At 46.9% G+C, this 20,015-nt stretch carries 19 protein-coding genes and 1 riboswitch; of the genes, 10 read left to right on the top strand and 9 right to left on the bottom strand.

What is annotated here, in order from left to right; translation table 11 throughout:
• Positions 1–187: 187 nt before the first annotated feature.
• Complete coding sequence (locus WFI24_RS33340; protein WP_336766069.1) at positions 188–2,266, top strand: transglycosylase domain-containing protein; 2,079 nt, start codon at positions 188–190, stop codon at positions 2,264–2,266.
• 199 nt (positions 2,267–2,465) lie between these two features.
• Here WFI24_RS33340 and WFI24_RS33345 read toward each other — a convergent pair whose 3' ends face one another.
• Positions 2,466–2,969 carry a YwhD family protein gene (locus tag WFI24_RS33345; RefSeq protein WP_336766070.1) on the bottom strand — a complete coding sequence of 168 codons (504 nt, stop codon included), beginning with the start codon at positions 2,967–2,969 and terminating at the stop codon, positions 2,466–2,468.
• Positions 2,970–3,070: 101 nt separating this feature from the next.
• Here WFI24_RS33345 and WFI24_RS33350 point away from each other — a divergent pair, with 101 nt between their 5' ends.
• From WFI24_RS33350 to WFI24_RS33370, 5 genes are all read left to right on the top strand, one after another.
• Positions 3,071–5,062 carry a M1 family metallopeptidase gene (locus tag WFI24_RS33350; protein ID WP_336766071.1) on the top strand — a complete coding sequence of 664 codons (1,992 nt, stop codon included), beginning with the start codon at positions 3,071–3,073 and terminating at the stop codon, positions 5,060–5,062.
• A gap of 10 nt (positions 5,063–5,072) precedes the next feature.
• Entirely contained in the window at positions 5,073–5,915 is an 843-nt protein-coding gene (locus tag WFI24_RS33355; RefSeq protein ID WP_336766072.1) for a hypothetical protein, read from the top strand.
• A 254-nt stretch (positions 5,916–6,169) separates the two neighbouring features.
• A riboswitch (cyclic di-AMP (ydaO/yuaA leader) is annotated at positions 6,170–6,307 on the top strand.
• Between the two features lie 3 nt (positions 6,308–6,310).
• Positions 6,311–6,781, top strand: coding sequence for a C40 family peptidase (locus WFI24_RS33360; protein WP_145326601.1), 471 nt, complete (start codon positions 6,311–6,313; stop codon positions 6,779–6,781).
• Between the two features lie 355 nt (positions 6,782–7,136).
• Positions 7,137–7,631 (top strand): GNAT family N-acetyltransferase, encoded by a 495-nt coding sequence (locus tag WFI24_RS33365; RefSeq protein ID WP_336766073.1) that lies wholly within the window; start codon positions 7,137–7,139, stop codon positions 7,629–7,631.
• A gap of 150 nt (positions 7,632–7,781) precedes the next feature.
• Positions 7,782–8,138 (top strand): c-type cytochrome, encoded by a 357-nt coding sequence (locus tag WFI24_RS33370; RefSeq protein ID WP_336766074.1) that lies wholly within the window; start codon positions 7,782–7,784, stop codon positions 8,136–8,138.
• A gap of 73 nt (positions 8,139–8,211) precedes the next feature.
• Here the strand turns inward: WFI24_RS33370 and rbsK are convergent, their stop codons facing one another.
• The 3 genes from rbsK to WFI24_RS33385 all read right to left on the bottom strand — a co-directional run bounded on the left by rbsK (position 8,212) and on the right by WFI24_RS33385 (position 10,047).
• The gene (gene rbsK / locus WFI24_RS33375; RefSeq protein WP_310343171.1) at positions 8,212–9,195 is read right to left on the bottom strand and encodes a ribokinase; all 984 of its coding nucleotides are present in this window, start codon (positions 9,193–9,195) and stop codon (positions 8,212–8,214) included.
• A 43-nt stretch (positions 9,196–9,238) separates the two neighbouring features.
• Positions 9,239–9,535, bottom strand: a complete 297-nt coding sequence (locus WFI24_RS33380) for a 4a-hydroxytetrahydrobiopterin dehydratase (protein ID WP_062838136.1) — start codon at positions 9,533–9,535, stop codon at positions 9,239–9,241.
• A gap of 218 nt (positions 9,536–9,753) precedes the next feature.
• Positions 9,754–10,047 carry a hypothetical protein gene (locus tag WFI24_RS33385; protein WP_145326597.1) on the bottom strand — a complete coding sequence of 98 codons (294 nt, stop codon included), beginning with the start codon at positions 10,045–10,047 and terminating at the stop codon, positions 9,754–9,756.
• 234 nt (positions 10,048–10,281) lie between these two features.
• Between WFI24_RS33385 and motA the strand changes: the two genes are divergently transcribed.
• Positions 10,282–11,082, top strand: coding sequence for a flagellar motor stator protein MotA (gene motA / locus WFI24_RS33390; RefSeq protein ID WP_336766086.1), 801 nt, complete (start codon positions 10,282–10,284; stop codon positions 11,080–11,082).
• Positions 11,069–11,887: a flagellar motor protein MotB gene (gene motB, locus WFI24_RS33395; protein WP_336766075.1), complete on the top strand. Its 819-nt coding sequence runs from the start codon at positions 11,069–11,071 to the stop codon at positions 11,885–11,887. The genes motA and motB overlap by 14 nt, the downstream gene beginning before the upstream one ends.
• Before the next feature lie 214 nt (positions 11,888–12,101).
• Here motB and rluF read toward each other — a convergent pair whose 3' ends face one another.
• Positions 12,102–12,803 carry a 23S rRNA pseudouridine(2604) synthase RluF gene (gene rluF, locus WFI24_RS33400; RefSeq protein WP_278297436.1) on the bottom strand — a complete coding sequence of 234 codons (702 nt, stop codon included), beginning with the start codon at positions 12,801–12,803 and terminating at the stop codon, positions 12,102–12,104.
• Between the two features lie 18 nt (positions 12,804–12,821).
• Complete coding sequence (locus WFI24_RS33405) at positions 12,822–15,161, bottom strand: PAS domain S-box protein (protein ID WP_336766076.1); 2,340 nt, start codon at positions 15,159–15,161, stop codon at positions 12,822–12,824.
• 331 nt (positions 15,162–15,492) lie between these two features.
• Between WFI24_RS33405 and tadA the strand changes: the two genes are divergently transcribed.
• Together tadA and WFI24_RS33415 are read left to right on the top strand one after the other, a co-directional pair.
• Entirely contained in the window at positions 15,493–15,993 is a 501-nt protein-coding gene (gene tadA / locus WFI24_RS33410; RefSeq protein WP_145326593.1) for a tRNA adenosine(34) deaminase TadA, read from the top strand.
• Positions 15,994–16,042: 49 nt separating this feature from the next.
• Positions 16,043–16,612 (top strand): GNAT family N-acetyltransferase, encoded by a 570-nt coding sequence (locus WFI24_RS33415; RefSeq protein WP_336766077.1) that lies wholly within the window; start codon positions 16,043–16,045, stop codon positions 16,610–16,612.
• Between the two features lie 124 nt (positions 16,613–16,736).
• Here the strand turns inward: WFI24_RS33415 and WFI24_RS33420 are convergent, their stop codons facing one another.
• The 3 genes from WFI24_RS33420 to WFI24_RS33430 form a co-directional block, all read right to left on the bottom strand.
• On the bottom strand, positions 16,737–17,774 hold the full coding sequence (locus WFI24_RS33420; protein WP_336766078.1) for an ABC transporter substrate-binding protein: 1,038 nt from the start codon (positions 17,772–17,774) through the stop codon (positions 16,737–16,739).
• A 98-nt stretch (positions 17,775–17,872) separates the two neighbouring features.
• Positions 17,873–18,745, bottom strand: a complete 873-nt coding sequence (locus WFI24_RS33425; RefSeq protein ID WP_336766080.1) for an AraC family transcriptional regulator — start codon at positions 18,743–18,745, stop codon at positions 17,873–17,875.
• 160 nt (positions 18,746–18,905) lie between these two features.
• Positions 18,906–20,000 (bottom strand): hypothetical protein, encoded by a 1,095-nt coding sequence (locus WFI24_RS33430; protein ID WP_336766081.1) that lies wholly within the window; start codon positions 19,998–20,000, stop codon positions 18,906–18,908.
• Between the last annotated feature and the right edge of the window lie 15 nt (positions 20,001–20,015).

Here is a 20,015-nt window from a genome sequence, read left to right on the forward strand (position 1 = left end):
CTTACGCGCTTTAGTATCTTGTGCCGAATCTTACCTTTTCATTACCCTTTTGCATTATACGCGATTGACGTTTATACTGCAAAACGGTTTTTCCGGCGAAAATGCTACATTTTGTTCGCTTATGCACCCGATTGAATATCCCTGCCAATCAAGTCCCATACTGGAAGAAAAGAGAGGAGCCCGTTCCATGACCAAGCCAAACCAAAAGACCCGCAAACGCGGGTTCCGTGTACGGAAATTGTTTAAAAACCTGTCTCTGCTCGCCGTGCTCGCCATACTCGCTACTGCTGCCGGATTGGTATATCTATATGCAACCAGCCTGCCCCTTGCAGACTCTGACCGGAATTCCAGATTGTTGGACAGTCAGGGTGAAGTCATCGCTACCTTCTCCGCAGGTGGCAAAGACTCTGTACCCGTTCAACTGGAGGATATCGCTCCAGATCTGGTCAATGCGACTTTAGCTGTAGAGGACCGCAAATTTTATAATCACTACGGGTTCGACGTTCAAGGGATGGGACGAGCTGTGCTCGTTAACCTCGAACATATGGAGATGTCACAGGGTGCGAGTACATTGACCCAACAGTTGGCGCGTAACCTGTATCTGTCTCATGAGAAAACATGGACTCGCAAAGCAAAGGAAGCCATGTACACGGCGCAATTGGAGATGAAATATAGCAAGGATGAAATTTTGCAGATGTATCTGAACGAAATCTATTATGGGCACGGAGCTTACGGAATCGAAGCGGCTTCGCGAATGTATTTTGGCAAATCAGCCAAACAGCTGGATCTCGCAGAGAGTGCCATGCTGGCAGGAATCCCGAAAGGGCCCACATACTATTCACCCTATAACCATATGAAGAATGCCAAAGACCGACAGAAGATTGTGCTGAATGCCATGGCGGATATCGGCAAGATCACCCAATCCGAGGCGGATAAAGCCTATGAGAAAATGCTCTCGTTCAAGCCGGAAAGTGAACGTAAAACGGTGGAAAGCGCTCCTTATTTCCGTGACTATATTCGAAGTCTGGCCATCAAAGAGCTGGGAATCAGTGAAGCAATGCTGGATCATGGGGGATTGAATATCTACACCACACTGGATCTACGTGTACAAAAAGCGGCTGAAGATGCTGTAGCAAAAGGTATGGATGCCAAAAGCGAGCTGGAGACGGCTCTCGTGTCCATCGACCCTCGCACGGGTTACATCAAAGCCATGGTGGGCGGCAAAAACTACCGCACCAATCAGATTAACCATGTACTGGCGACCACACGCCAGCCAGGTTCGGCGTTTAAACCCATTATGTATCTTGCAGCCTTGGAATCCAAGCAGCTCACCAGTGCATCCATGTTTAACAGTGAACCTACGCTCTTTCATTATGACAATGACCGCAAAACCTATAAACCTGGCAACTTTGGAGACAAGTATCTGGGGGAGATCGATCTTAGACAGGCGATCGCTGCTTCAGACAATATCTATGCGGTAAACACCATCATGCAGATTGGTCCTGAGCAGGTTGTGAGCATGGCGAAAAACCTCGGCATTACAAGCAACCTGAGTGCTGTGCCTTCCCTTGCTCTGGGGACCTCACCTGTCAGTCCGCTGGAGATGGCGTCTGCCTTCTCCGTCATCGCTGCGGGTGGACAACGGACGCCACCTGTCGCCATTCTGCAAGTGACAGATGCCGCAGGGCGTGTACTCTATGAATCCCCACAGACCAAGGCTGAGACTGTGGTGGAACCTGCAGCAGCCTATGTCCTGACTCGTTTAATGGAAAGTGTCTTCGAAAATGGGGGAACGGGTAACCGGGTGTCTGCCACAATCAAACGTCCGGTAGCCGGAAAGACAGGGACGACCAATACGGATGCCTGGCTGGTTGGGTTCACACCCGAGCTCTCCACCGCTGTATGGGTCGGGTATGACCAGGGTAAAGCTATCTCGACTTCGGATGGTCGCCGAGCGGCACCGATCTTTGCCCATTTCACAGAGCAGGCACTTGCTAGCGTACCACCCAAAATTTTCAGCGTGCCTGATCATGTTGTAAGTGTCTATATTGACCCGGAATCTGGCAAGCTGGCAGGCAACGGTTGTGAAGAGAAGCGACTAGAAGTCTTTATTGGTGGTACTGAACCGACAGAAGTATGTCATGGCACGACGGATGATTCCGATCCAGGGAAGGACCAGAAAGCCCGTCAGGTTGAGAATCAACAAGGCATACAGGAAGAGAAGCATTCCTGGTGGAGTGACTTCAAACGTTGGTGGGTTGAATGATGCAAACACGGGATGACTTAATTACGTCATCCCCACACCCTGATCATATTGGGCATTTGGAAATTCACTTCGGATAAAAATTCATAATTATTCAGATTGATGAATACTGTTAACACACACGCAAAAGGCCCCGAACCGAACTTTCCGGTCAAGGGGCCTTTTGCTTTTTTTGCTTTTATACTGTATTGAATGATCTGCCTTAGGCAAGTGCTTCCTTCAATTCATCCGGAGAAGCATTCCACCATTCTTCGTTGTGTGAGATCAGCAGCGTCTTGAGTGCAGCTCGAGCTTCGGGTCCAAGCTCATCCAACATGAAGCGACGTTTCAAGGCATAGTCCATGCGATTCACATGTTCCGCCAGCAGTTTCCACCCACGTCTTGCTTCTGTATCAATCCACATCTCACAAGCCGTTGCTCCACCATACAGTTGGCCTTCCTCCGTGCGATCGACAGCTACCCAAACCAGCCATACTTGGCGTCCGTTGGGCACATCTTCACGATTGGTAGAGAACTTGATATTGCGTTCCACTTTGCTCTTCGCATGCATCGCACCGATATCGATCTTGGCTTCGCCATGATCAATAATGACCGGGGAAAGGTTATTCAGATCAATGGAGCCTGCACCGAAGCCTTTATGCTTGCTTTTTGCACTAACGATATTCAAGGCAATCTGTTTTTTGCCGTTTTGCTCGTTTTGGTCCATGTTTATAGCCTCCAAGGGTTGATACAAATATTTTAACTAATAATTGGCCCATTGCAAACATATACATGCTGTAGATGCTTGTCAACGGGAGGTATTTAACGATGATTCCACGACGCGCCAAGAGCTGGCTCACCGCATCCCTGGCCCTGTGTGTACTTGCAGGAGGGATATGGCTCACTCTGGGTTATAATCGCTCAACTCATTCCGAATTGCCAGTACTCGCCCCCGAATCGGGCAAGCCCAAGGCAATAGCCCCAACCCCAGCACCTCCAGAAAGTGTACAGACCCCTACCGCCGAAGTGTACAGCAACCGTGTTGTGGAGTATCACATGGATGTGAAACTGGCCGAAGGGAACGTATTGAAAGGGACTCAGACGATCACCTGGACACATCCAGGTAAAAAAACCGTCAGTGAACTATATTTTCATATGTATCCCAACGCCTTCTCTTCTGCTGATACCACCTTTATGAAGGAATCCGGCGGAAAGCTTCGGGGTGATGTCATGCCTACCAATGGCTATGGCTCCATGAACATTACCGAAATGAAAACGGAGGACGGGCTCTCTCTGCTGCACCGGATGCAGTATGTGCAGCCAGATGACGGTAACATCAAGGATACCACCCTCATTAAAGTACGCTTGCCTAGACCCGTCAAAGGCGGGGAAAGCATCACACTCCACACCCGGTTCGAAGTAAATCTGCCGAAGATTTTTGCACGGATGGGAACCGCTGATGATTTTGTCATGGCCGGTCAATGGTTTCCCAAATTAAGTGCCTATGAACCTGTGGGCAGGCGTGGACGAACAACGGAAGGATGGAATCTGCACCAATACCACGGCAATTCGGAGTTTTACGCCGACTTCGGTATATATAGTGTGCGTATTCGGGTGCCTGAAACATACAAAGTGGCTGCTACGGGATTTCCAACGCAGCAAGCTGTGGTGAAGAATGGAGAGAAAGTCTATCAATTCTATGCCGATGATGTGCATGATTTCGCCTGGGCAGCCTCACCCGATTTTGTCTATGCCGAGGAACCCTTCTCTGCACCCAATGTTCCTGGTGTACGAATCAAGCTGTACCTGGACCCTGCTCATCAGGATCTGAAAGAACGATATTTCCATGCCGCGAAGGCCGCACTAGCCAATTATAGCAAATGGTTTGGTCCATATCCTTACGCGACCTTATCCATCGTTGTTCCACCCAAAACGGGGAACGGTGCCGGAGGGATGGAATATCCCACGCTAATCACAGCCTTTGGCGCGGATGATACCACGCCAGGCTATGACCTGGAACGTACCGTAGTTCACGAGATTGGCCATCAATACTTCTACGGCATGGTTGCCAGCAATGAATTCGAAGAAGCTTGGCTGGATGAAGGGTTCACCTCTTATGCGGAAGACAAATTGATGGAGCAGGAATATGGACTGATCCCGAACCTGCCGGTACAATCGGGCCTAATTACGTCTCCTTCATCATTAACACAGGAATCCTGGAAGTTCGATTCTCAGAATGAGTATGCCGCCAATGTCTACACACGTGGCAAGCTTGTATTGCTCGGTATAGAACATCAAGTCGGGGCGAAAACGATGGAACGTATTCTCTCTACCTATGTGAAGAAGTACCGTTTCAAACACCCCACATCAGCTGATTTTCAGAAAGTTGTAGAGCAAGTAACCCGCACTTCCTGGTCTGATTATTTTGATCAATACATCTATGGTAACGGCATGGCTGATTTTGCTGTAGAGGATATTCGTGTCACACCTGTGCAAAAAGACGGCCAAACATTGTACGAGTCATCCGTGACGATCGTGAAAAAAGGGAGTGATTATAACGCTGTTCCTGTTCGCATTGCTTTTGAAGACGGGCATATCCTCACCAAGCAATGGAAGGGCAAAGAAGATCGCATCACCTATAAATTGACTCACACATCCCCTGTTTCCTGGGCCATGACCGATCCCCTATACACGATCGTGCTGGAGAACCGCCACATGAACAATTTCCTGAAATCCGGACTGGATGAGCGGGCGAAGTCCCGTTGGAGCATGAGTGTAACCAAACTAATAGAAGCCATATTCGGAGGTCTGTCATGGTGAGGTGGAAACGGTGAAAGCAAAAATACGTGAAGGTTGGTTTCTCGTCCGTCAGCATATGTTCATTGCAGCACTCTTATTTCTCTATCAGCTCATATGGGGATATTTCCTTTATCGAATGGTTCAATCGGCGGTCGTCCCACTACTCCTGCGCTATCCTGACCCTGATGCCGGAGAGTTAAGTACGCTTTTATTCAAAATGGAAAGCCAACTTAACCTGTCCACCCATCCGGAGGTTCATCGTTATCTGTGGATCCTGGGGGCTATGCTGTTGGTTCGCATGTTGATCAGCCCCCTCATTCAGGCAGGACTGCTCTACTCGCTTCAGCACTATAATAGTACAGAAGAGCGCATTCCATTCGTCCGCGGAATCAAAAATCTGTGGAAACCGATGCTGTTGCTCCACACCATACGTACATTATTGATACTTCTGCCCGCCTACTGGCTCGTGCCGAAGCTGTACTCCATTCTAATGGACGGATTTCATTCCCTTCAATTACTCTTGCCCGCCATACCTTATGTAGCTGCCTGGATCATATATGGCTGGATTATCCATCACATCCTGCTCTACATGCAGTTCGGTATTTCTGCACCGGAAGGAGAAGGTGGCATTCACGGCACACTCAAAGCGCTCTGGATTGCACTACGTCATCTCATCACCGTGATTGGCATTGCACTGCTACTGGGCGGTATTCATCTGCTTATCTTCGGGGCATTCACCTCAGCCTCATGGTTACTAACAGGACTCACTGGACTTATACTACAACAGACATATCCTCTTGCCAGATGTCTAATGAACCTGTGGAAAATATGCGCTCATTTTCGCTTATGGCAGTCCAAAACATCCAAAGGTTAGAGCAGGTAGTTTAAAAATTGTTACCATCGCATGTTAAACTCATGGCCTAATATGTACTTACAAATAGGCGAACCTCAACCTTTCCCCGTCAAAGGTCGAGGTTTTTTTTGCTAAATTTGTTGCTAAACGTTGCCAAATCAATACTCCTCTGTTACAATAATCGCAGTGAGTTTTTAGTAACAACTTTGTAATCTTTACATTCATATTTGTAACTACTTAAAATTAAATCGTCATTTCTTGATTTCGCAGGTGCATAACTAGCATAGCCAAATTCCTGGCACCTGGGAAGCGGGGGAACCAGTTATGGGTGAATTGATCTTGCTACAGAGGGATCATAGGGGACCTTCAACCGAATCCTTAAGCTAACCTCGCAGGCATTGGAAGGGGTATATCTCTTGTTCAAAAAGAAATTAACCGCAGCTGTACTTAGCCTCACATTCGCATTATCGCTTGGTGCAGGCAGCGCATTCGCAGATTCAAAAATGGATACAGTAATTGATTCAGCAATGGGAACTACATACAAAAGCGGAGGAACAACGCTTAACGGCTTTGACTGCTCCGGTTTCACACGGTATGTATTTGACAAATTGGGTATTGATTTGGCACGCCAATCCAGTTCCCAATTCGAAATGGGCGATTCCGTATCCCGCATGGAGATGAGAGCTGGCGATCTGGTATTCTTTAATACAACAGGTAAAGGCGTATCCCATGTAGGAATCTTTGTGGGGGATGGAAAGTTCGCACACTCCTCTTCTTCCAAAGGTGTTACGATCAGTGCATTGAGTGAAAACTACTGGGCCAATCGTTATGTTGGCGCTAAACGGATTATGAGCACGGACGCATATGAATCACTGGCCCTTGACTAGGGACAAGCTGAGCAACATGATGCTGTAACCATTAACCATACTGGAACAAAATAAGAAGCATAACAGAACCGCCCGGTACATTCTCCGCAGGAATGTATCCGGCGGTTTTTTTGTGCTTCATTCCCTGTTCACGTTGCAAGTAACACACGAGGCATATCCTGCGACATCAACAGCTTAACTTTACGTTCGTTTGTCCGTGCCCTTATGATGTTTTTACCCACCCCGTTATAATATAAACGAAATTACTGGAACTTTTGTTTCATTTTTTTCCCAAAGTTACAGACTTGCTAAAAGAACTGCTCTTTTGTAGAGTGGACTGAGGGTTTGGTAATGAATGAGAGGAGCGTGCAGATGTATGAATGAAGCCCCTGTGACGTTTCATGTTGTACCCATGCAAGAAGAACATGCGGAGCTTATCTGCAGTTGGCAATACGAGCCGCCTTACAATATTTACAGCTGGCTCCCCTGGGAGCAGATGAAAGGACTGGAAGTGGAATTTGGGGATGCACAGCTGCGGCAGGAACAATATGCGATTGTTCTAGATCAGAACGAACGCATATGTGGATTTGTTCAATACTTCCCCCTTCAAGACGTAACCCGGATTGGCCTCGGCATGCATCCAGAGCTGTGCGGTCAGGGTCAAGGGAAAGCTTTCGTCACCGCCATTGTACAGGAAGCCATTCGCCGGAACCCGACGAATGAGATTGACCTGGAAGTGCTGACTTGGAATGCCCGTGCCATTCAAGTCTATCTGAAGAGTGGATTTGTCACCCAGGATACATACGAACGACAGACCCCAAGCGGCTTAAAGCCTTTTCACTGCATGGTCTATAAAGGGCCTCGTGATTAGAATCCATTGCAAAATAACCAAATCTGCCCCTTGTTATGTGATTAGTTCAAAAAATTACCACAAAATGCTATGATGTAACTACAGGTTCCGTTATAATGATATGGATAGTTTCAGGTTAGATGATCTTTCATTCTGGAGGGGACATAAGGGATGCACAAATGGATCATGAGCGGGGTATTTTTTGCAGCATGCGCTTTAGCTATTGTTTTAATGTTTACGCTTCCAGGGAAAGAGGAAGTGGCTGAAGAAGCGAAACCAACCATGCCGGAAGTAACGATGGATGCAGGACAGGCTGAGGCACTGGTAAAAGCCAACTGTATTTCCTGTCACGGTGATCAGCTTCAGGGTGGCGTAGGTCCTGCTCTGGCAAACATCGGTAGCCAGGATGATCTGGAGAAGATCTATTCTACGATTGTCAAAGGTAAAGGTGGCATGCCTGCCTTTAAGGGCAAACTGCAGGATGAAGAGATTGCCAATATCGCCATGTGGCTGTCAGAGAAGAAATAATCTCTGCATACGCATAACAAAGAGGCCCTTAATCCCCTTTGGGAGGATAAGAGCCTCTTTGTTATACCAGTTATTAGGCCTCTGCGGCATGCTCAGCCAGAAAGGCCTCGACTTCACGTGCGGACGGCATCCCGGACTGGGCGCCGAGCTTCGTCACGGATAACGCGGCCGCGCCCATGGCGAAGCCTACAGCCGCGTCCAAGGTCTCACCGCGCGCGAGGGCTACCGCCAGCGCGCCGTTGAAGCAATCGCCAGCGCCGGTCGTATCGACGGCGCTTACGGCGTAGCCGGGCGCACGGCACGCGCCGGCACGCCCTGCTTGCACGCGGCCACCAGGCGCCGCCGCGTACACTGCCCCCTCGGGGCCGAGCGTCGTGACGACAGCGGCCCCGAGGGATGCGGCGAGCTCTGCGACCGCCGCATCCAGGTCTTCCGGCCGGAGATGATCCCGGCCGGTAAGCACGGCAAGCTCACTGCGGTTCGGCGTGACAACGTCGACGCACCGCAGGAGCTCCTGGGGCAGACCCGGCACCGCGGGAGCCGGGTTGAGCACCACCAGTGCGCTGCCTTCAGCCGCCAGTTGGGCGGCGCGGGTGACCGCAGGCAGCGGGATCTCCAGCTGCAGCAGCACCGCTGCGGCTGCAGTCAGGCTTTTTACCGTATCCGCCTCTTCCAGCATCGCAGGCACAACTTGTCCATTCGCGCCAGGAATAACAATAATCCGGTTGTCTCCCCTAGAAAGCCAAATGGACGCCGTCCCTGTAACCGTGTCTTCCAATATGCGAACCTGCGAGGCATCTGCACCACTTTCCGTCAGACTGTGCAGTAGACGTTCGCCAAAACCGTCCGACCCCACCGCACCAATCATCGTGGTTTGTCCACCCAGACGTGCAGCGGCAACAGCCTGGTTCGCCCCTTTGCCACCAGCGAGATAATGCAGTTCCTCCCCGCTCACCGTCTCTCCCTCTTCCGGAATCGTGTCTGTCTTCACCACGAGATCCATATTGAGACTGCCTACGACAGCAATAAGAGGTTGTTTCTGATTATAGTCTGACATGTATGGTTCACTCACTTCCGCCGTGCGATAATAACCGAACTCGTTATTCCGACCTCATTTTGTCATAAGCTTCGTTATACTGTCCTGCTTCCTTAATATCTACAGATGTAATACCGCCCGCATCCCATGACGTAAGACGCAGCGTAACCGTTGTATAGTCAATCGTAATAAAAGGATGATGATTGAATGCTTCCGAGATCGCAGCGACCTCATCCACAAATGCAATCCCTTTCATGTAGTTGGAAAAAACGAATTTACGTACAATCCACCGTCCCTCTTCCAGTTCCCAGCCTTCCAGCCTCCCCAGATGAGCTTCGACTTCCTCTTGCGAAAAAACCATGCGTTATCTTCCTCCCCATAAGATGGTACCTTACAGACGAATGTCCGTATAACCACCGACACCTTCGGTGCGATCTACAGCAACCTCAAAGGCCAGGCTAACTGCCATGCAGTTGGCCCATTTCACGACTAACATCTTACCACGGACAAGCTTCAAAATCCAATTAACTGAATGGCATAGATCCAATAACCGTAAGGCTTTGAGGATATGTGCACACACTAAATTAAAGGTACAAACGTTAACTCTTCTTCCCCGATCAAAATATGAATGCGGTGCTGATCCTTATCATGGATGACGACTCCACTTCCAACCGGGATGACAGACTCTTCACCCAGTGCATAGAACAGATCTTCCGCCAACGCCTCATCCACTTCAAGTTGCTCAGGCGCGCCTAGTCTCTCCCACTCTTCCGAGTCCATTTCAAAGAAAACGTACCGATCCGGTATGCGTCCGAGTGCCGTTGTCAAATCTGTCAAAATTCCTTCATAATCCCGTCCATGCTTTACGCCCATTGGCTTTTCACTCCTATTCGGCCCCTAAGGAGCGGATTTGATCTTATTATACCTGAAAATAGCCCTTAAAAAAAAAGGCCTATTGGTCGATAAATACTATACATGATCGTTTTAACTGTTTTGGCAATCCAAAAGAGTGCCAAGCATTAAACGAATTGCGGCTCTACGTTCGTCCGGAAGCCCGAATTTAGCCGCTTGAAAGGATTCAATTTTATCTCATGGATGAGGTGTATGATGAACATTTCAACAATTATTGGACTTGTTTTGGGACTCGCTTCACTTGTAATCGGTATGATGTTGAAGCATGCTCCCGTAATTAATCTGGTCAACAACCCAGCAGCCTACATGATTATATTTGTTGGTACCGCAGCAAGTATTTTTATGGCATTCCCTATGTCAGAAATCAAGAGAATTCCGAAGCTCTTCGGAATTTTGTTCAAACAGCAAAAATTGATCGATCGCGTATCCCTAATCGGCACATTTATGGACTGGGCTTCCACTACCCGTCGTGAAGGTTTGCTTGCGCTAGAATCAAAAGTTGAAGAAATCGACGATCATTTCCTTCGCAGCGGCATGCGAATGATTATCGACGGGAACGATCAAGATTTCGTCAGCGATGTTCTAATGGAAAATATTCACACTACAGAGGAACGTCACCGCAGTGGTGCACTGATCTTCTCCCAAGCAGGTATGTATGCTCCAACACTTGGCGTTCTTGGAGCCGTAGTTGGTTTGATCGCAGCCCTTGCGGACCTTAGCGATATGGATAAGCTCTCTCAAGCGATCGCAGCAGCATTCATCGCTACCCTCTTGGGTATCTTCACAGGTTATGTACTGTGGCATCCAATGTCCAACAAGTTGAAGCGGATGTCCAAGCAAGAGATGGAAATCAAGCTCATGATGGTCGAGGGTCTGCTCTCGATTCAATCCGGTGTTTCCACCATTGCTATCAATCAGAAATTATCTGTATTCCTGACACCTTCCGAACGTAAACAACTGGAAGAGAAGGAGGGTTCATCAGGTGAAAAAGGCTAAGAAGCATGAGCCACATGAAGAGCATGCAGACGAGAGTTGGTTGCTCCCTTATTCCGACTTGATGACCTTGTTGCTCGCTCTGTTTATTGTGTTGTTCGGCATGAGTTCCATTGATGCGGGTAAGTTTGAGCAAATGGCTTCCGCACTAAGCAGCGCATTGAATGGTGGATCAGGTGTCCTTGATTATAGCTCCATGAATCCTGAAACTCCGGGTGCTGATCTTGGTAAGAAGAAAGAACAGCCTGAGGAGATTACGAAAAAATCACCAAATCAGATCACCGATGCTCAGATGGCTCAGAAAGAGCAAGAGAATCTGGAGAAGCTCAAGAAACGGCTTGACCAGTATATCTCGAAGAACGGGCTTTCCGACCAGCTGAACACCAAGCTGAATCAATCTGAATTGAAGATCACCATCAGTGATAACGCCCTGTTCTCCTCAGGCCGAGCAGATGTGAAGCCTGAATCACGATCCCTGGCCAAAGCAATTTCAAGCATGCTGCAGGAGTTCCCTGAATATGAAGTGGTGGTATCCGGCCATACTGATAATATTCCCATTTCGAACAACCAATATAAGGATAACTGGGATCTAAGCGCAGACCGTGCGCTCAACTTCTTGAAAATCCTGTTGCTGAACACGCAATTGGACCCTTCCAAATTCACACCAAGTGGTTATGGAGAGTATCACCCGATTGCCAGCAATGACACCAATACCGGACGGGCACAGAATCGCCGGGTAGAGGTCTCTATCATTCGGAAGTATCAAAGTAACAATACGAATGTAAAAACCGTTGGTGAAGGAAACTAGAAGCCTACAGCGATTCATTAACCAAAGACCGTTCTCCAGGTACAAGGAGAACGGTCTTTTTGGTTTATATATGGATGAGGCTTGGTTTATCTCTATATATTTTCACATTATTTCGGATGATCTACCTGTCTTTATTGACCCTGCACCAAAAGGCCCTGCTCTCCCTTACGGAAAGCAGAGCTTTGATCGGTTAAAGTAGTCAAAGGCGAATCGACTATTCCAGTGAATAGTCCAGCAGACCGCCCAGTTCCGCTTTTTCTGCGGCGGTAAGCTCTCTCCATGAACCTGTCGCCATTTCTCCAAGATGAATGTTCATGATCCGAATACGCTTCAACTTACGGACCTCGTAGCCAAAGGCACTACACATGCGCCGGATCTGACGGTTCTTTCCTTCAGTCAGGATGATACGGAATACTCGATCCGTCATCCGGGTCACGGTACAAGGCAGGGTCATCTCACCCAGGATCTTCACCCCAGTGCTCATACCTCTAAGGAAACTCGGGGTTACAGTTCGATCAACAGTGACGATATACTCTTTCTCATGGCGTCCTTCTGCTCTAAGAATCCGGTTAACGATATCTCCGTCATTGGTCATCAGGATCAAACCTTCTGAGTCCTTATCCAGACGCCCAATTGGAAAGATGCGTTCATCGTGCCCGACAAAATCAACGATATTTCCCTGAATATGCTGCTCGGTTGTGCTTGTGATCCCAATCGGTTTATTCAGGGCAATGTATACGTGTTTTCTCTTTTCCTTAATCGGCTTGCCATTGATTCGTACATCGTCGCCTTCTTCTGCCTGACTGCCCAGTTCAGCCTTAACTCCATTAATCGTTACCTGACCGCTATCCACCAACTTGTCTGCTTCACGCCGGGAGCAGTAACCTGTTTCACTAATAAATTTATTAATACGCAAAAGGTAATCTCACCTCATCTATTTCTCTTCATCTGTAAGTGATTCATCCGTTACCTGATCTACCTCAATAACTTCCGGTTGTTGCTCGGATGCAGGCAGTTCAATAATAACCGTTGTTCCCTTGTTCATGACGCTTTTAATATCCATCATGCCCTTATGTGATTGAATAATGCGTTGACTGACCATAAGGCCAAGCCCTGTTCCAGACTCTTTGTTCGTAAAGAAAGGCTCCCCAAGTTTGGGCATCATCTCTTCCGGGATACCAATCCCTTCATCCTTGATCTCAATTCTGACGCGGTTCAACTGTTCGTCATGCTTGAGCTTAATATGGATGCTTCCTCCATTTGGCATGGCCTCCATGCCATTTTTCAGCAAATTGATAAACACCTGCTTCAACTGGTTCTCTTCACAGTGTACCATAGCCGAATCGGATGAGGCACGCAGTACAAATTCTACACCATGCAGATGCGCCTGACTATCCAGTAACGAGATGACATCACCGAGAATAAACCGAACATCCCGATTCTGAAAATGAACTGCCTGCGGTTTCGCCAGAATCAGAAACTCACCGACAATAAGGTTGATGCGATCCAGCTCCGATAACATCAGATCCAGATGACGATGATTCAACTTATTGCTCTCTTGCTGGAGCTGCAGGAACCCGCGCAGTGTGGTCAGTGGATTACGAATCTCATGTGCCACACCCGCTGCAAGCTGGCCCACCGTTGTTAGTTTCTCAGAGCGTCTGAGCAGCTCTTCCATCCTGTTACGACTTGTAATGTCCCTGGAGACACTAATAAGCGCGGTAATCTCTCCAGCCTCGTCTCGTACCGGAGCCGTACTGACACTGACCTCTACCCGGGTTCCATCTTTCTTCATCCAGGTGGTTTCGTTGGACGTAATGGACATCCCCTCAACCAGTTGGGCATGCTGACGTTTCATTTCTTCTTCTGCTTCTGGCGGGATGATCTTCAGGTTACGACCTTCCACCTCACGACTTCGAAAACCATATAATTGTTCAAATGCCCGGTTAACCCGTAGCACTTTCCCTTCAAGATCCGTAATGTGGATGGCATCAGCCGTCTGATTGATGATGGACTCCAGATGCTCTTTAACCGCCCGATTCTCTTCATACATCTGTTTCAGGCGGCTCGTATAATGGCCCAGATTGCGAATCATGGCATTAATACGGTTGGCCAGTTGGCCAAGTTCATCCTTCCTCCGGACTTTCAGACGAAAATCAAAGTGTCCATCCGCTACTTCATTCACTTTGCCCAGTATGGATTGGATCGGGCGTGTAATATAGCCTGCGAGCAAATAGCTACCAAAGATCACGATCTCCAGTAAAACCAGAGATATAGAGGCATGGCTCACCAGCTGCTCCGATACCATGGAGGATATTTGCTTATAGTCCATGACAATACTGATGACATACGAGGATTGATTGGGTGTGAAAATGGGAATAAAACTCTTCAGTACCTTCTGTTCGTGCGTTTCACTGACAAAAGACACATTTTGCCCTGTCCGAATGGCACGCACTACAGCACGATGGTCCTCATCCGTAGAACCATACTGGTATGTGCCGAAACGAATCGGTCTGTTATTCAACTTGCTAAAGTTCGAATCTCTTCCGTCATCCCCCATGTTCGGGCTGCCGAAAGTTAACGGATTGATGCCTGTAATCTCCAGAATGGAGGGATTGACCTCACGGATTTTATTCAAAATCTCATCCGGACTAGAGATTTTCACATAGTCATCAACTTCCGTATTATTATAGAAGGGATTGATTATGTAGTTTCTCTTTCCATCATGGTAGTAACCCCAGATATCAATATCCGAAGGACTGGATGTAGAATACTCGAATCCATCTGACCAGAAATGATCCAACTTCTGCCCTTGGGGAATCGTCACCTGTTGTTTTTCAAACAACTGCTTAAAGGCCTGATACCAATAGGTCATGGATTTGGTGGATAGTCCGATCTCTCTCGGATCTGAAGAGCGACTAACCACAATGTCATCATCCGTTTGCTCCATCAACGAAATATGCGAGACGCCGACCTTTTGGCTCATGCGAACAAGTTCTTCATTTGTGATATTATTAATATCCGGGTCCAATTCTTGCGCTGCCATTACGGCAGCAAGCCACAGATTGTTTCCAATCTGTCGTTTTACATAATCCGAACTGTATTGATTCTGTTCGACAGCAATTGCAATCTGCTTCGCAGTGAGAACCATCTTGTTTTCACTGTCCTGCCGCAGATTCTCTTCTGTAGTATAATAACTCAGTGCGATATTCAACACTAAAATCACGAGCACTGAGCACGACATAATCATGGATAATTTCGTTTTAATAGACAACTTTTTTGTTCACCTCTCGGCTTGTACCCTCTGGCGATATATGGCAAAACCTATACCCATCATAACGCTTGTATGCCTATTTGAAAAGTATAATTGACCTCCGTCCAAAAGTTACCGATTGGCTGAAATGCTCGAAATTCGTTGTTTTTTGCCTTTTTGGACTCTACAATGAAATTAATCACTATATTTATCCACAAATCCACAGGCTTGTGGATAGTTTGTTTATAACTATGTGAGCAACTGTACGGTTATCCACAATTCTATGCACAACATGTTAACAACCCGAATACTTGTTCGCTGAATAAACGCTTTTGGAAGGAGTTATATTGTAATGACTGACCATTCTCTCCAGCCCGACCTTTCACATTTATCCGAGGAAGCTCAGCATGAGCATTGGATGCGAGAGGCCATTGCCGAGGCTTACAAAGCCGAAGCTCTTGGGGAAGTTCCGATTGGAGCTGTAATCGTACAAAATAACCAAATCATTGGTCGAGGATATAATCTGCGTGAAACTACGCTTGATTCAACCGCCCACGCGGAGATGGTAGCTATCCGCCAAGCAAGTGAGACGATTGGAGCTTGGCGTTTACTGGATTGTGCGCTATACGTCACTCTGGAACCCTGTCCAATGTGTGCAGGTGCAATTGTACAATCCAGAGTTCCCCGCGTAATCTATGGTACAGCTGATCCCAAGGCAGGCTGCGCAGGTACACTGATGAATCTGCTACAGGAGCCTCGTTTTAACCATCGTACCGAGGTTGTCCCGGATATTCTTCAGCCTGAATGCTCCACGATGCTGACTCAATTTTTCAGACGGTTGCGCAAAAAATGACAGTAATTATCAAATACGACATCCCAATTTGGAAAGGAAGTGTGTTGCAATGGCACTAACGCTCTATGATACAGCCAATGGCATAAGCCTTCGGTTGCTCACACCCCAGGATACACAATCCTATCTGGACCTCATTCAGATCACACGCATCCCATATCAAGCTGTAGAACCTGTGCGAGAGGATGATTTCTATACACTGGATGCTCAGACTCGGCGGATTCAGGATCGGGTCAAGGCAGCAGAAGAAGGTACAGGATATCAATTTGGAATCTATACCATTAAAGACAGCCTGCTCATTGGACAAGTAAGTCTCAATAATGTGGTACTGGGCGTTGCCAATTATGCTGACATGGGTTACTTTATCCATCCGGATTATCAGGGCGGTGGACGAATGACAGCAGCGGTTAAACTGGCCGTAGCTTATGGCTTCCGTGCACTGAAGTTAAATCGGATTCAGGCTGCGGTATTACCCTCCAACAAGGGGTCGCAGCGAGTTCTAGAGAAGAACGGATTCCAATTCGAAGGTACTGCTCGCAAATATCTCAAGATCAACGGCAAATATCAGGATCATCAGATCTACGCTGTACTTGCTGAAGATTTGGATGAACTTGCGAATTAATTGAGAAGAAACTTATCCTCACAACCGTCTGTATTTCCAATTCAACAATATACAGATCAAATATACAAAACCGCACTACCCTAGTATTTAGGGAAGAGTGCGGTTTTATTTGTATGGCACTTTTTTATTGGGCTTTCAAACTATTCGTTATTTGCTCTACACCGTAAGACTTACTAACCGGCCCAAAACCAAAGGCAACCTGTCCATTTATCTTATAAACATGCCCATTCTTCACTGCCTTGAGTCCTTTCCAGACAGCGCTTTTCTCCCATTCATCCGTTACAGCAGACAGAGATAGATCTTCCATATTGAAGTACCCCAAAAATAGATAATCCGGGTCGAGCTTCGCAATCCCTTCCAGTGTAAGCTCTCCAGCCTCTGTGGACGGAGGTGTTAGTCCGAGACCTTCATAATATTCCGAGATATAGTCGGCACCCTGAAGATAGGCCTGTTTCTCACGAACCTGCATGAATGCAACCGTTCCTTCGATGGATTGAAGCTCGCTTTTACCATCTGCAAGTTTTTGATCAAAATCATTAATATACTGTATAGCCGTTTCTTCCTGTCCCAAAATCTGCCCCAGATCTGTAATGACTTTACGCCATCCTTTGAATACATCCTGCTTGGTCTCATCCAGTACAACAGTTGGTGCGATCTGATCGAGTTGCTCCAGAATGTCCTTGTTCGTCTCATTGCCAGCAATAATCAAATCCGGTTCATAAGCAAGTAATGCTTCCAGATTCACTTGTGTATTCTCACCCACGATATCAATCGTGTTTTTGTTTTCAACATACGGTTTGTACAAGTCACTTTTCAACAACGATTGATCTTCTGTAAAAGGAAGCGTGATAGCCACGGAATCCAGATCAAATACGAGCAGATCATCACTCAATCCCCAATGCGCCAAAGCTATCTTTTTGGGTTGTTGTTTGATTTCCATGTCTCCCCGAGCAGTCTGTACCGTACGTGGATAGTTATCAGATGACCCATCTGCGGATTCAGATGATGAGCCGGAACTCTCGACTGTATCGGTAGCACTTTGCTCCGTCTGACTTGTCGTTTGCTCTGACTTTTTTTCACCCGACGAGCAGGCAGCCAATAGTAAAACTAAACTCAATACTGCAACAAGCATGACCCAACCCTTATATCTTGTTCTATGCATCTCTAGAGATCCTCCAATTACTTCAGCGAATTTGTGATAACAATTATCATTATCAATTATATCAGTGATATCCGCCTGTACAATGGACACTGTCCGATTCAGGATGGATTCTTTCCAGGTCCCATAATCTTTCTCACTTCAGACGGGGCACAGCCCTTATGCAATTTATACACCCGACTGAAGTAGTAGGGGTCCGCATAACCTACCTTTGCAGATACCTCTTTCACGGTGTAACTTCCGATCTCCAGCAACTCCTGTGCGCGATTCAGCCGATACTGCATCAGATAACGCATCGGACCCATCCCCGTGTATTTTTGAAACAAATGTGAAAAGTATTTCGGTTTCATATCGAATTGAGCAGCAACACCTTCAAGCGTCAGTGGTTCAGCATACTGATGATGAATGAATTCCTGAGCTGAATCTACCCATTTAACACTCGATGTATTCCTTTCATTTCTCGCTCCACGGAATACCGAGATGAGCAGTTGATAAAATAGGGTCTGCTTCTCCAGTTGGTTCATATACCCTGGATTGGAAGCAACGTTAAGGAGAGCCAGCATCAATTCCCCTTGAACTCCAGACTCTGAATCATTCAAGCTCATCCGCAGCTCATAGACTTGATCCGTATGAAACGAGTGAAGCCCCTTTTCCTTTTGCATTGCCGGCAAGTAATGAACTAATACATACTCAAAGTTCCTGTCCCCGACATGGATCTCCAGGTGCATATTCTTACCCCCGATAAAGGCCTTGCCTGGTTGCATATGATAAAGATATTTCGTACCATCCGTATTCGTAAAATGAAACTCTGCCTGTCCTTGTAACACCAGCAGCAAAGCACTTTTTTCTGTTCGTTTCTCCCGGTGCCCATCGTAAATCATGTCTGCACGCAATACAGTACGATAAATCCCACATACATGAACAGGATGCTCAATGAATTCATAAGCAAGCTGCTCTTCATCCGGTGTTATCATTGAGTACTCCCCCTAATCCCCTTTCATTTATAAATAGTTTATCCTCCGTCCGATTCATTGTATAGACTATATTTTTATTCAAAAAAAAACCGCCTGTATCCAAGCGGAAGGAGATATCCTTCACTTGAATAACAGACGGTTTTGGTTGGACTCGACGATATTAGTAACCGTACGAAGCGTTCATCAATTCTTCGAACTCTTGCATGGTAATTACGTCATCGCCCGTAGGGATGTTGATTTTGAATGCTGCTTTTTCGTTAATCTTGGTATACGTATTGGAACCGGTAAATGCCAATTTCACTTCGTCTTTCGTATCTTCCGGCTTGATCAGCACATCAGCAACCATCTTTTGATATACCGGGAAGTCGTTTTTGTCCAATGCGAAATCGATGTTGAATTGGTTAATTGTCAGAACATCTTTCAATTTATCCAAGTCTTTAGCCATTTCAGCCTGATCTGCCTCAGTGATTTTCAGATCTTCTTTAGCTTTGTCGATATCAGCCTGATCCATTTGCAGCAATTCACGATATTCCTCTTTGGACAGAATATCCAATAATTTAGGCATAGCTTTCGTTACCAGTACAGTAACCGCTTCTTTAACATTGTCATTATTCACCGAGAATTGTACAACCTGCTTCGCATCTACACCTTCAGGAAGTTGTGCATCTTTGGTGTCTAGGTTTTTGAAGAATTTAGCTTGATCGTACTCGCCCAGCACTGCGTCCATTACTTCGTTGCTCAGCTTTTGCGTTTTGGCTGCGTCCATAGCATCCGGGTTCCACTCTGTGCCCTCTTGCTCAGCCAATTCCTTCAGATCCAACTCCAAGAACTTGTTAACAACATTCTCAGGAATCGGGAAGAATGGAATGTTCGGCACTTTCACATAGAGTTTCTCTGCTGTCATCACCATTGGAATGTTAAAGGTCATACCCATGTCGCCTTTAAGCTCGATGCCAACAGTCATCTCTGTCTGCATTGGCTCACTTTGGTATACACCCGTTACATTCAATTGAGCATCCTTCAGCATGCTCATAAACTGAGTCATAGTAGGATCAGTTTGTGACGCATCCCCAGGTTTATAGCTCAATTCATTAATTGTAAAGTTGGAACTCATTTCATACGAAGTCAATTTGGAAGCATTGGCCGCAGCCGTCTTCAATGCCTCTTTTGGTTCCTGCTTGCTGCTACATGCTGTCAATGCCATAGATACGGTCAACAGCAATGTAAGAAGAAGCGCCCCCATACGTTTAGTCATTTTTTTCTCTCCTCT

The sequence above is a fragment of the Paenibacillus sp. USHLN196 genome, assembly GCF_037144955.1.
Taxonomy (GTDB): Bacteria; Bacillota; Bacilli; order Paenibacillales; family Paenibacillaceae; genus Paenibacillus; species Paenibacillus xylanexedens_C.

Coding starts and splice junctions, on each gene's coding strand:
- WFI24_RS33340 (WP_336766069.1), top strand. CDS start 188: ATGACCAAGCCAAACCAAAAGACCCGCAAACGCGGGTTCCGTGTACGG.
- WFI24_RS33345 (WP_336766070.1), bottom strand. CDS start 2,969: ATGGACCAAAACGAGCAAAACGGCAAAAAACAGATTGCCTTGAATATC.
- WFI24_RS33350 (WP_336766071.1), top strand. CDS start 3,071: ATGATTCCACGACGCGCCAAGAGCTGGCTCACCGCATCCCTGGCCCTG.
- WFI24_RS33365 (WP_336766073.1), top strand. CDS start 7,137: ATGAATGAAGCCCCTGTGACGTTTCATGTTGTACCCATGCAAGAAGAA.
- WFI24_RS33370 (WP_336766074.1), top strand. CDS start 7,782: ATGCACAAATGGATCATGAGCGGGGTATTTTTTGCAGCATGCGCTTTA.
- rbsK (WP_310343171.1), bottom strand. CDS start 9,195: ATGTCAGACTATAATCAGAAACAACCTCTTATTGCTGTCGTAGGCAGT.
- WFI24_RS33380 (WP_062838136.1), bottom strand. CDS start 9,535: ATGGTTTTTTCGCAAGAGGAAGTCGAAGCTCATCTGGGGAGGCTGGAA.
- WFI24_RS33385 (WP_145326597.1), bottom strand. CDS start 10,047: ATGGGCGTAAAGCATGGACGGGATTATGAAGGAATTTTGACAGATTTG.
- motA (WP_336766086.1), top strand. CDS start 10,282: ATGAACATTTCAACAATTATTGGACTTGTTTTGGGACTCGCTTCACTT.
- tadA (WP_145326593.1), top strand. CDS start 15,493: ATGACTGACCATTCTCTCCAGCCCGACCTTTCACATTTATCCGAGGAA.
- WFI24_RS33415 (WP_336766077.1), top strand. CDS start 16,043: ATGGCACTAACGCTCTATGATACAGCCAATGGCATAAGCCTTCGGTTG.
- WFI24_RS33420 (WP_336766078.1), bottom strand. CDS start 17,774: ATGCATAGAACAAGATATAAGGGTTGGGTCATGCTTGTTGCAGTATTG.
- WFI24_RS33425 (WP_336766080.1), bottom strand. CDS start 18,745: ATGATAACACCGGATGAAGAGCAGCTTGCTTATGAATTCATTGAGCAT.
- WFI24_RS33430 (WP_336766081.1), bottom strand. CDS start 20,000: ATGACTAAACGTATGGGGGCGCTTCTTCTTACATTGCTGTTGACCGTA.